Source organism: Endozoicomonas arenosclerae (assembly GCF_001562015.1).
GTDB classification, from domain to species: Bacteria; Pseudomonadota; Gammaproteobacteria; order Pseudomonadales; family Endozoicomonadaceae; genus Endozoicomonas_A; species Endozoicomonas_A arenosclerae.
Window position 1 is genome coordinate 26,232 of the sequence record NZ_LASA01000120.1, and the last position, 12,555, is coordinate 38,786.

The 12,555-nt window shown below is 49.1% G+C and carries 9 protein-coding genes; 3 read left to right on the top strand and 6 right to left on the bottom strand.

What is annotated here, in order from left to right:
• Nucleotides 1–5: 5 nt before the first annotated feature.
• The 4 genes from WG89_RS30490 to rluC all read right to left on the bottom strand — a co-directional run bounded on the left by WG89_RS30490 (nt 6) and on the right by rluC (nt 3,568).
• Nucleotides 6–506: a hypothetical protein gene (locus WG89_RS30490; RefSeq protein WP_153301697.1), complete on the bottom strand. Its 501-nt coding sequence runs from the start codon at nt 504–506 to the stop codon at nt 6–8.
• A 283-nt stretch (nt 507–789) separates the two neighbouring features.
• On the bottom strand, nt 790–1,776 hold the full coding sequence (locus WG89_RS19245) for a S49 family peptidase (protein WP_062268861.1): 987 nt from the start codon (nt 1,774–1,776) through the stop codon (nt 790–792).
• Nucleotides 1,777–1,849: 73 nt separating this feature from the next.
• Entirely contained in the window at nt 1,850–2,512 is a 663-nt protein-coding gene (locus WG89_RS19250; protein ID WP_216638517.1) for an HAD family hydrolase, read from the bottom strand.
• 72 nt (nt 2,513–2,584) lie between these two features.
• Nucleotides 2,585–3,568, bottom strand: a complete 984-nt coding sequence (rluC, locus tag WG89_RS19255) for a 23S rRNA pseudouridine(955/2504/2580) synthase RluC (RefSeq protein WP_062268865.1) — start codon at nt 3,566–3,568, stop codon at nt 2,585–2,587.
• Nucleotides 3,569–4,136: 568 nt separating this feature from the next.
• Between rluC and rne the strand changes: the two genes are divergently transcribed.
• A complete protein-coding gene (gene rne, locus WG89_RS19260) occupies nt 4,137–7,199 on the top strand; it encodes a ribonuclease E (protein WP_079253933.1) in 3,063 nt (1,020 codons plus the stop codon).
• 119 nt (nt 7,200–7,318) lie between these two features.
• Here the strand turns inward: rne and WG89_RS19265 are convergent, their stop codons facing one another.
• On the bottom strand, nt 7,319–8,083 hold the full coding sequence (locus WG89_RS19265; RefSeq protein WP_062268876.1) for a DeoR/GlpR family transcriptional regulator: 765 nt from the start codon (nt 8,081–8,083) through the stop codon (nt 7,319–7,321).
• A gap of 155 nt (nt 8,084–8,238) precedes the next feature.
• Nucleotides 8,239–9,690, bottom strand: coding sequence for a L,D-transpeptidase family protein (locus WG89_RS19270; RefSeq protein ID WP_062268867.1), 1,452 nt, complete (start codon nt 9,688–9,690; stop codon nt 8,239–8,241).
• A gap of 439 nt (nt 9,691–10,129) precedes the next feature.
• Here WG89_RS19270 and WG89_RS19275 point away from each other — a divergent pair, with 439 nt between their 5' ends.
• Both WG89_RS19275 and WG89_RS32240 read left to right on the top strand, forming a co-directional pair.
• Nucleotides 10,130–12,346, top strand: a complete 2,217-nt coding sequence (locus tag WG89_RS19275) for a hypothetical protein (RefSeq protein ID WP_062268868.1) — start codon at nt 10,130–10,132, stop codon at nt 12,344–12,346.
• 40 nt (nt 12,347–12,386) lie between these two features.
• The coding region (locus WG89_RS32240) for a transposase (protein ID WP_062260605.1) at nt 12,387–12,555 on the top strand (169 nt) is incomplete at its 3' end.

Genomic DNA, 12,555 nt, shown 5'->3' on the forward strand with positions numbered 1-12,555 from the left:
AGAGCTTACCCCAAAGGAATCAACCTGGACTTAACCTCTTCTGGCAAATCATCCAGACTGGCTACTTGAATCAAACCTTCCACATCAGATCTTGCAACCCTTCTCTCCAACACCATAGACTCATTCACCGGAAGCTCCCACATCTCCCCAGTTTCAGGGTTTACGACCAGCATCCCGGTAAAACCACCTGCAAGAACATCTCCGACAGACCAGCCATCCTTCATACTCCCCAGTGTCACAGCAACAGGGGCGAATCCATCCTTACTGAACATCACCTGATAGCTAGCTCCAGAGAACAGACCTGCCCGGCTCTGAAGTTGAACAGAAGAGAGCGTTGTACCTTTATGAATAATTAAACCACTACGACTTTCTATCGTGAACGAAGTACTCTGACCAACTTCTGGAACCGAAAGAGAAGATTGAGTGTCATTAGATATAGGGGCACAACCCACCAAAAGCAGATTCGCCAAAATACACGAAAGAAATAATGATTTACTGCTTTTCATAAACGGCCTTGAGACAAAATAAATTATTGTTATGAGTACTTCATGTACCTTTTTTCTTTTCCAACCTAGGAAAGGATTCTCTGCATTTAAATCCAATACTGCAGTAAAAATCAAGCATCCCGGCAAAAACACGACAGGTCATCATTACTGAAATACCACTATTGAAGCCAAAAAAAGTCTTAGTTAGAAGGAAAGCCTTATAAGCAGTACAGAGAGAATAAAAGATGAGAACTATAGATTATTAGACTCCGGACCCAACACTGAGTCCGGAGCAGAAAGCAGATTACTGAATAGACAGTGAATTCAAACCAAGCACTTTAACGGCAGTGGAGGCAACTCCTGCACCGAAGTCTCTGGCAAAACGCTCAAACGGAGTCAAACGCAGAGAAAAGTCGACAATCTCTTCTTCACCCACGATCTCACGAGCAACATAGCCGGTGCTTCCCAAGCCATCCAGAAGCCCTAACTCAACCGCTTGCTCACCCGTCCAGACCATACCAGAAAATACATCCTTATCTTCCGTCAGACGATCACCACGACCTTCCTTAACCACATTAATAAACTGATTATGGATAGTATCCAGCGACTGCTGCCAGCGCTGAGTGGCCTGAGAATCCTGCGGCTGGAACGGATCATTGAAAGCTTTAAATTCACCCGCTGTATAAGTACGACGAGTGACACCCAACTTCTTCATAGCTTCTACAAAACCAAAACCAGAAGAAATAACACCGATAGAGCCTACCAGACTGGCCTTGTCTGCATAGATCTTGTCCGCAGCTGCGGCAACGTAATAGCCACCTGACGCACCAATATCCATGACAACCGCATAGAGCGGCGTTTCAGGGTAGAGCCCTCTTAAGCGACGAATCTCGTCATAAATGTAGCCGGACTGAACCGGACTGCCGCCAGGGCTGTTAATTCTGAGAATGACACCCTTAGTGCCTTCATCTTCAAAAGCTGCACGCAAACCGGTTACGACAGTATCAGCGTCAACGTCGTCAGCACCAATCACACCATTCAACTCAACCAGAGCTGTATGAGAAGTACTGGTGGGAACACCGGACACATCAACCTGCATAGCGTTGTATATGACACCTATTGATACAAACAACCAGGTAAAAGTCAGCAGTTTGAAGAAAATCCCCCAGCGACGTGCACGACGCTGCTCTTTCAGAGCCCCCTGAGCCAAACCCTCAACCAGCTGCCAGGCCCGATCATTACTTTCATGAGGTTGTTCCGACTCCTCACGCTCATTCCATGCACTTCTCACTCAAATCCCTCCTGTTATTATCAACAACCTTTTCTTTGTTTTCAGCGCTGTAACTTATGCTTATTCAAGACGGTCAGTGCCTGCCAAGCCAGTCAATCAACTCATCAAAAGAATCCACTGTACACACTGGCTGATGTTTTTTCAGCCTGTTTTCAGCCTGGGCACCGTAAGTCACTGCCACACTGTCTATTCCGGCGTTGGCCGCCATCGCAAGATCAAACTCGGAATCCCCAACCATCAGAGTTTCTTCCGCAGGAATATTCAGTTCATCAAGCAGTTGCTCAAGCATCATAGGATGAGGTTTAGAATGAGCATCATCCGCAGTGCGACTGGCCTCAAAGAATGACCCATAATCATTTGCCGTCATGGAACGGTCAAGCCCGGCTCTTCTTTTACCTGTAGCCACAGCCATTCTGAGCCCACCACCTTTAAGACTTTCAAGCCCCTGCGTCACGCCAGGAAAAGGCCTGGAAGGCTGCTGCTCCAACTCAAGATGGAAATCTCGATAAGCTTCACGATATACGACGACCTGTTCATCATCCAACTCGGGATAAAGATTGTTGATCGCCTCCCCCAGACTCAAACCAATGATCCCTTTATAAGCCTCATCAGAAAGAACCGGCAACCCCATCTTTTGAGCTGCCCTGATCAGGGCTGTGACTATATTGGGCACTGAATCAATTAACGTACCATCCCAGTCAAATACAACCAGAGAGTATTCTTTTCTGTCCATCATACCTGATCAATCTATTACTGCTTTTCTATAAAAATTCAAGCAAGACCACTAAGGCCAATCACCAAAATGCCATCAGCTTCTCAATGTTTCGAGCACTTCGCTGAGATCTTCCGGCAAAGGCGCATCAATGGTCAAAGCCTTCCCATCTGGCAAAGTCAATTTCAGTCGTGCTGCATGGAGAAAGAGACGTTTCAGGCCAAACTCCCTGAACCGCCTGTTATCTTCATCCGGGGTATACTTGTCATCACCCAGAATGGAATACCCGGCATGCAAACAGTGAACCCGAATCTGATGAGTCCTTCCTGTTACCGGACTGGCTTCCACCAGGGTTGCTGTTTCACTGTCATGACTGAAGCGCTCCAGTACTTTATATAAGGTTTTGGATCTTTTCCCTTCCAAGTCAACCGTTACAACCCTTTCACCCGAGCGCAAAGTATTTTTCAACAAGGGGGCATTTACCAGCACCTTTCTGCTGGGCCAACGACCTATGACCAGGGCGTTATATATCTTGCTGACCTTGTCTTCTTTCAGCTGGGCATGGAGATAGCGCAGCAGACTTCTCTTTTTGGCAATCATCAGGCAACCCGAGGTGTCACGATCCAGGCGATGCACCAACTCCAGGCTGCGCTCTTGAGGGCGAACATTTCTCAGTGTCTCAATAACACCGTATGAAATACCACTGCCACCATGCACAGCTATACCCGCAGGCTTGTTAATGATGATCAGAGACTTGTCTTCATACAGAATGGATGATTCAAGCTTTTGGGTAATAGCGGCACCAGGATTGGCCTTGGGTGCTTTTTCAGACACTCTGACCGGTGGAACTCTCAACAAATCACCGTCTTGCAAACGATAATCCGCTGTCACACGCTTTTTATTAACGCGTACTTCACCTTTTCGGATGATTCGATACACCCGGGTCTTGGGCACACCCTTGAGAATGCGTACCAGATAGTTGTCCACCCTTTGTCCGGCGTCCTCACTATCAATATTGATCATTTTTACCGCAGGGCGGGTTTCCCCGGTTTCCCGGGAGTCGTTCTGATGTCTATCCATCGCGCTATAGTATCAGCTTTCTCTCATTTGAAGCACTTACTGATTACTGATATAGTTGTGGCACTGCCTTGTGCATATCCGAAAAGGCAGTTCGATTTACGAAGCCTGAGCGCGGCCGGCAGCGGGATTGGCAAGCATAAAAGAGCCATAAAGCCCCCTGAACCAGAGCCGATGACACTCAGGACAGATGAAACACCATCACGGCGCAGCCGTGTAAGATAAACAGCGCTACTCTCTGTCAAGCAGTGCACCCCCGGATTCCGGGCGTGAGGAAAATTCCGGGAAAGTTGACATTATCATCGGCCTATTTTTTATCGAACTGATAAATATCGATAAACGCCGAATCTCCCGGCAGAACCGAATTCCCCGCCCAGGGTGACCCGTCTGAATCAAGACCTGGTCATCTAATTTGATGCTATATCGTTACAAAGCAGGTTAAAGAAGTACTGGGAAGTAAGTCTGATAGCACAGATCATAAACCGGCAGTTCCGCATCAGTGACGGACCGGAAGAAAAGAAAACGGGCAGTGCCGGCTTGAGAGGTTAGCCTCTGAATGTATCGGTACTCTATGAAGAGAATGTTAATCAACGCAACTCAATCTGAAGAGTTGCGCGTTGCGCTGGTTGATGGCCAGCGTCTTTACGATCTGGATATTGAATCCGGCGCTCGTGAACAAAAGAAAGCCAACATTTACAAAGGCAAAATCACCCGGGTTGAACCCAGCCTGGAAGCTGCTTTTGTGGACTTTGGTGCAGAAAGACACGGATTCCTGCCTCTCAAGGAAATCTCTCGCGAATACTTCTCTGGACCTCACCAGGGTGGTCGTCCCAATATTAAGGACGTCATCAAAGAAGGTCAGGAAGTTATTGTTCAGGTCGACAAGGAAGAGCGTGGCAACAAAGGTGCCGCTCTGACTACCCTCGTCAGCCTGGCAGGTCGCTACCTGGTCCTCATGCCAAACAACCCCAGAGCTGGCGGCATCTCCCGTCGCATCGAAGGTGACGAGCGTGCAGAACTGAGAGAAATCCTGAGCAACCTGAACATCCCTTCAGAAATGGGTGTCATTGTCCGTACCGCCGGACTGGGTCGCTCCAAGGAAGAACTGCAATGGGATCTGGACTATCTGCTGCAACTCTGGAGCTCCATCAAGGATGCCGCCCAGAAGCCGGCTCCAATGCTGATTTATCAGGAAAGCAATGTCATCATCCGGGCGATCCGTGATTACCTGCGTCAGGACATTGGTGAAGTACTGATTGATAAAACCACTGTTTTTGACGAAGCACTGGACTTTATCAAGCAGGTAATGCCTCAGTACCAGCACAAGATCAAGCTGTACAAAGACGGCATCCCACTGTTCAACCGCTTCCAGATCGAATCCCAGATCGAAACAGCTTTCCAGCGTGAAGTAAAACTGCCTTCCGGCGGCTCTATTGTTATTGATCCAACGGAAGCTCTGGTTTCTATCGATATTAACTCTGCCCGCGCAACCCGTGGTGGCGACATCGAAGAAACCGCGCTGAACACCAACCTGGAAGCAGCTGATGAAATCGCACGCCAGTTGAGACTCCGGGATATCGGCGGTCTGATCGTGATCGACTTCATCGACATGAGCCACAACCGCAACCAGCGTGAAGTTGAGAACCGCATCCGCCAGGCTCTGTCCATGGACCGCGCTCGCGTACAAACCGGTCGCATCTCTCGCTTTGGCCTGCTGGAAATGTCTCGTCAGCGCCTGCGCCCATCTCTGGGTGAAACCAGCGGTGTTGTTTGCCCAAGATGTTCAGGTCAGGGCACCATTCGTGATATCGAATCTCTGGCTCTGTCCATCCTGCGTCTGATGGAAGAGGAAGCTCTGAAAGACAAGACTTCCGAAATCCGCGCCCAGGTACCTGTGACCGTTGCAGCCTTCCTGCTGAACGAAAAGCGCCAGACCATCGCCAAGATTGAGAAACGCCACAAAGTACGCATCGTTGCCATTCCTAACCCGAACCTGGAAACACCGCATTACGATGTCCAGCGCCTCAGAGATGATCACGTAGTAGAAGGCCCCGAGAGCAGCTACGAAATCATCACGACTGAAGAGCCTCAGGAAGAAGAAGTTACTGTTTCCCAGACCAAGGCTACACCCCGTCAGGAAGCCGCTGTTAAAAACGTAGCGCCGGCTCAACCTGCACCCGCCCAGGCTGAAAAGCAGGGTCTGCTGAAATCCTTTGTCAAAGCCATTGGCGGCCTTTTCGGCAGCGAAGAAGAGACAGAGCAGCCAGCACAACAGGAAGTTCGCAAGCCTGCTCGTCAGCAGCGCCAGCCAAGAGATCGCGATAATAACCAGCAGCGTGACAATCGCAACCAGCGCCAGCGCAACAAGCCACAGCAGCGTAAAGAGCAGTCTGAAGAACGCCCAGCTCGCAACGAACGCCGTCGTAGTGGTCGTCAGCAGGACGAAAGAAGAGATAGCACCCGCCAGGAAAGACAAGAGCGCAGCGGTCGTCAGCAGGACGAACGCAGTTCTCGTCAACAAGAAGAACGCAGCCCTCGCCAGCAGGATGAACGTAACTCTCGCCGACAACAGCAGGAAGAGCGTAACTTACGCCGCCAGCAAGATAGAAAAGAGCGTCGCGAACCTGTAGCTGAGCCGGAACAGGCAACAGCAACAGCAACAGCAACTTCCTCTTCAGAGCAGCAGGAAGACAACCGTCGTCGTCGCCGTCCAGGCTCTGCCCAGCGCAGAAGAAACAACCGTCCTTCCCAGAGGGATCGCAACCTGCAGGATCAGCCAGTACTGCCTTCCCTGTCTCAACCTGAAGAAGGCAAGACGGAAGTACCTGTACAGCCTGTAGCTGCGAAAGAAGCTACTGAACAAGACACCCAAAAGCAGACACCGAAGCCTGTTCAGGAAGTAAAAGCTGCAAAAGAAGCTCCCGCTGAAAAAGCAGCACCACAGCAGCCTGAACAGAAAGAAGTACGTCAGCCTGAGAGAGCTGAAAAGCCTGCAGAAGCTGCCAAGCCTGCCGAGGAAGTGGTCAACAAACCAACTCCTGCTGTTGAAGCCAAGCCTCAGACTGAAGAGCCACAGGAAAAAGCACCTGTCGCTGAAGCCGAGCCTGTTGAAGCACCTAAAGCAGCAGCACCTCGCATGACAGAAATGGCCAAGGCCGTTGCTGCCAGCAGCCACAGGGAAAACTCTGCACCTTCACTGCAAGCCAATGTACCGGTTCAGCAAACTGTTGAACCTTCTGCACCTCAGCCCGTTAAAGCGGAAGAGCCTGCTGCCCCGGTAGTAGAAGCAGAAAAGAAAGAGATTGCAGCGGAAGCACCGGCAAAACCTGTCGAGAAGAAAGCGCCTGCCCCTGCGCAAGCTGCTCCTCAGCCACAGGAAGCGCCAAAACCAGCTGAACCTAAACCAGCTTCTGAGCCTGCCTCTAATGTTGTTGAGTTCAACAAGAGTGAAGAGCCAGCAAAAGAAGCTGAAGCACCTGCATCCCGTCGCAGACGCAGCAGAGCGCATAACGACCCTCGCATGAAGCGTCGTCAACAGCAGGAACAGCAGAAAGCGGAAGCTGCAGAAGCTCAAGCATCTGCTGAAAAGCCGGCTACTGAAGATCAGCAATCCGCTGCTTCTCAGGAAAATTGATCCTAGCTCCAGTGCTTCACGCACTGGGGGCTTGATTCAATAATGCAAAAAAAGAGGAAGGCCAACGCCTTCCTCTTTTTTTATGCTCGAAATCAACAGCAAAAGGATCAAAATCTCATTCAGTCACACACGACTATCTCAAGCGCAGCACCTGCCATAATCTCTTTTAATGGCTCAGGGGGCTCCACATCCGTGAACAAAGTATCAATCTGCTCCAGATGACCCAGCCGGACCATGGCACTTCGACCGTATTTACTGTGATCAGCGGCCAGCAAACACTGTTTGGCATTGGCCAGCATCGCCTGAGCAACCCTGACCTCATGATAATCAAAATCCATCAGGGAACCGTCCATATCGATACCACTGATCCCCATCACGGCGTAATCCACACGAAACTGCTCAATAAAATCCCGGGTGGCCTGACCCACAACCCCCCCATCACGATTTCTGACTTCACCCCCTGCAATAACCACTGTGAAGTCTTCACGCTGCAAGAGAATAGAAGCGACATGGAGATTATTGGTGACTACTCTTAAATTTTTGTGGTTGAGCAAAGCTCTGGCAACCGCTTCCGTGGACGTCCCGATATTGATAAACAAAGACGAACCATCAGGAATCCGCTTTACCAGCTCAGCAGCAATCTGGTCTTTTTCAGCACTGAGACTCATTTTACGTTCTGAATAAGCAGTATTTTCCGTACTGCTTGACGGCATTCCAGCACCACCATGATGACGTGAAATCAATTGCTGTTTATCCAGCTCATTCAAATCCCTGCGAATGGTCTGGGCAGTCACTTTAAAGTGTTGCACCAGCTCATCCGTCGTCATAAAGCCATGCTGGCGAATCAGCTCTACAATCAATTCCTGGCGATGAGTCTGGGGTATAGAAGATACAGCGGCTGTCTTGGCAGTCATCCGAAAACTCTTATCAGCATGAACACTCCAGCCCTTGAGCAATCAGTGGCAGAGTGTCCGGTCTATGGAGATTTTCCAGTTAATGCTGTCAGGATACCAAGTTCAAATGACCTTAGCGAAGAAAATTAAAGCTTTGCCAACAGCGCATCATCCAGTTTATAAACATCCTTCCTGAAGCGAACACGACCGCTACTGTCAGGCCAGGCTGTAAAATAGACGAAATACAGGGGCACGGGCTTTCTGAGCTTGAGCTTATCGGTCTCTTGAGTGGTTCTCAGTGCCCTGACTTCATTCCCCATACCCTGACTTCTTAAAATATTGCCAATCAGGTGATCAATATTTTCGACTCGGGTACAGCCAGAACTGAACGTTCTGACAGAGCGCTTAAACAGCTCAGGTTTATCCGTGTCATGAAGGTAGATACTGTATGCGTTTGGGGAATCCAGCTTATATTTTCCCAGTCGATTCACCTTGCCCGGCTTTTGCTCCAGTCGATAAGGAAAACTTCTGCGACTGTACTTTTTCCAATTGATCGTATCCGGGTCCAGCTTTCTGGCACCGGACTTCCAGCTGGCATAGACAGAAAACCCTTCTCTCTTCAAAAAGGAAGGGTCCTTTTTCGCTTTTCTCAATAATGAAGTCGATGAGATTGAGCTGGGGACACGCCAGAAAGGATTTACCGTAATACTCTCAATACTCTCCTGAAAAACAGGCGTCTGTTTGGAAGGTTTACCCACAATAGCCTTGTAGACGGTCTGCCTTCCGTTACCTGTCACCCAGGCGACATTAAAGCCTGCAATATCTACCAGCACATGGGGATAGGGTAGTGATCTGGGCATCCAGCGCATACGCTCCATATTCACTTTCAGCACTTTGATTCTTTCCAACGTCAAAGCCACCATAGCCTGACGGGTTCGTTGCCCAAAGTGTCCATCCGCAAGAATTCGATACTGCTTCTGAAGCTTCTTGACCACGCCCATATGAGCACGACTGTATTGCCCCGCAGGCAGCCTGTCTGCCAGATCCAGATCGATCAGCCACTGATTGAGAATCAGAATGGAAGGATGACGATCCCCTTCTTCCAAGACCATATCCGCCGGGAAGTGTTCACCCGTTTTTTCCAATCGAGCATAAAATCTCTGCAACGTTTTCTTAAACAAGCTGTATTGAGGCAACTCCGGCTCAATAAGATCCAGTGAGTTAGAATCCATATGCTCCTGCAATACGGGCAGTGCAGGCCTGTCGGCAATCCTCCAGCCAGGCTGATAAACCCTGCGGTCCAACCTGCCTGTATCGAGATAAGCGGCAAATTCCGACGCTACTTTTCGAACATTCTGCTCGGAAGGATCGGTCGCCAATTGCAACCAGCGGCTCTGAGGAATATCAATACCATGTTGAGGAGCTGTAGACATCCAACTGATCAGCTGCTGGCTGGAAGGCGCTTCAGAATGATTTTCGGTTTTGATCTGAACAGCAGCAGGCTCAGACGGAACGGAGAGCCACTCCTCAGCAGAAACAGCATGAGTAAAAAGGCTAACAACCAGGCAAGACGAAAGTAACAACAGGGAACTGCGCATGAAAACTCCGTATACAGTAATACTCAAGCCCTAGAGGCTGCCTGGAAAGTAGGGGTCGTGATAAAAATTCAGTAGGACGAGTCAAATTTTTCGATCAATTCGTGCGAATAGTTAATCTATTTAATCGAATTGATCGGAAAATTTGGCCGTACATTCTGGATTTTTATCACGACCCCTACTTTCCAGGCAGCCTCTTACTGCATGACAGGCTTTCATCGAACAGGAAACATCTCGTACCTTCTTAAGAGTAGACAGCCAGAATGAGGGAGTTTTCTTTACACAATGAAGAGGGACAGAATGCCAGAAAACCGGCACTTTCTATAACATTCAACTAGAAAGAAGCCCCCCCCCCTTTGTTCATCCGATTTCATGGTAGGGCTCCAATTTTTCAACTACTTTTCCATACCTGACTCACTTTCCCAAGGACTCCAGCTCTACCATGCTCAAGCTGTATCAAAAAACTATGCCTTGGGTATGGCTAATGTGGGCTGCATTGGCTCTTTGCCTGTCCCCCTTTCAAACTTCTTTGGGTGATGACCTTCTGGAAAAAGATTCAGCGTTCCAGACCTTGCGCTCTGCCATTCTTGAAGAACTGTCCAAAGAGCCTCCGATCTGGATCAATGACTTCCGTCGAATCGAGGCTATGAGCAACCCTACCGCAGCAGCTTTGGCCGATCAGTATGAGCAAATACTGAAGCAATACCAGGCCGATGAGAGTATCTACGAATATGTAGCGATTCTTTATCTGTTCATCTTGCCTGTCTCGGAACAAGGTCGGGCACGAGCCCTGTTTGAGCAACTGAGTTTGACCGGCCTTTCCGCTCCGGCTCACCTTCACAATTACTTGGAGGTGCTGGATCAACAAAAACACTGGTTTCAGGAAACGCTGAATGAATTACTTACTCAGTCTGCTACAAACTGGCCCCGACAAAATGCGGAAGACTGGCTTCTGGAAAAACTAAAGGCGCAACGGCAACTGCTGGCGGAAGGTCTCTGGAATCTGGAGCGACAGAGCCAGAATGACAGTCATGCCTCCCTGACAGCTGTATTATGTGCCTTGTTAATGATCCAGCAACCCTTTTCCCGCTGGGCAGCGGCTGACCGCTACCTATTGGACTGGCAGCAAAAACAGCCTGACGAGAAACGAAAGATTTTTCTCTACCGTTCATTCCTCCGCGACCGTTTTGCACCCGATATGCCACTCACTGCAGACAAGGAACGAAGCTTTCTTGGTTTGATGCTCTTTGCGGAAGCCGAAGAACAGCCTTCTCTTCAAGAAGAGTCGGATCGACTTCTCACCAAGCTGGACCAAGTGGCGGATGACCTGAACCAGCTGACAAAACGGATAACAAATGGAGACAAAGAACATCAGCGTCAGTTGGCTGAATGCAATACTCTAGGGGATCAGGCTGCTGATAAAGCAGAGGTTTGCCTGACCCTGGCCAAGACCCTGAGAACCCAGCTGGATGAATGTCAGCGAGATTATGACCAGACTCACAAACCCGCCAGAGATCAATGTGATCAGCATCGTAAAACAACAGAGCAACGACAAAAAACTCTCTCGGGTTGGCAACAGGAAAAAAAGCGTCGTGAAGGCCAGATGATCGATTGCGATGCTTGGCTACAGCGCTGTCTTTCTGAATACGACGTCCGGGAATACAACAATCAGTACCAGAACTGTGAATGGAGGAGACCCGATATATGCCAACTTCAACCTGTTTGGCAACAGGAGCATAAGCAGTGGCGTAGCCAGCATCAGGTCTGGATGGCAGAGGCCAAAGCCTGGGAAATTGCCTGTGAACAGAGTGAACGCGCTTTTGTGAAGTGGGGGCAACGTTGCCGCCCGATCCAACAACAGGCATATGCATTAGACGACTGTCAGCCCCAAGCCAAAGCTTTGAATCAACAAATGCAGCGCTGTAAGTCCTTGGCAGACCAGTGGGAGATTCGAAAATCCGGTTTTATCAGAGAAAAACAGGCTATTCATGACGACAGGCTAGAGGTTGAAAAAGAGATAGAAACACTACAAGAACGCTATACCCAACAACTGAATCTATTGGCTGAAGACGATAAAAACTCACTCACACAGTCAAAATCCTCCACTTCAGAGCAAACAATAGACCCTGATGATCTTGCCGCTTTTGATCTTGATGAAGATTGGGATGATGAAGACTGGGAAGAGCCTTCAACTTCAGAAGACAGCACTGAGTCTGATACTCACATTCTCTTTGCAGCTCTGGAAACATTAGGTCGAGGCGAAGATCCTGTCACCCAAGGTATAGAACAAACCACCGAAAGCCTGGTCAAAATCTCTTACCAGAATTTTCCCGAGGCAACGGAACAGATTCTTGAGACTCTCAGCCATTTTGATGATGCTATTAATGCAGTGGTCGAGTATATCGACGACAGCAGTGGTGGCCGTAAGGTCAGTACTGCCTGGCAAACACTGGACGAGCACACCCAAGCACGTATACTTGGGGCTGGAAAGATTCTTTCCATGGCTGTGCCGGTTTCAAAAGCCAAATTTGCGGTTGAGATTGCAGATAAGGTTAAAACACTCCGACAGGGTAAAAATATTCATGTCAAAAATATTAAGGAAGCCCGTCAAGTTCTTGATGCCATGCCCGACCTAAGGAACCTGCGAATAAGTCCCTGATCATGAGATAATAATCTCAGCAGCTTGATCAGAGGTAGTCATGGACCAACAACTCTCTTTTTCCGACAGTGAATTCAGCCAGAAGCGACGCAGAACTCGTAGGGAAATTTTTCTTGAAAGAATGGAGGTTCTGATTCCATGGAAACGCTTAGAGGCCGTAATCGAGCCCTATTACCCTAAGCGTGGCAACGGAAGACCTCCTTATCCTC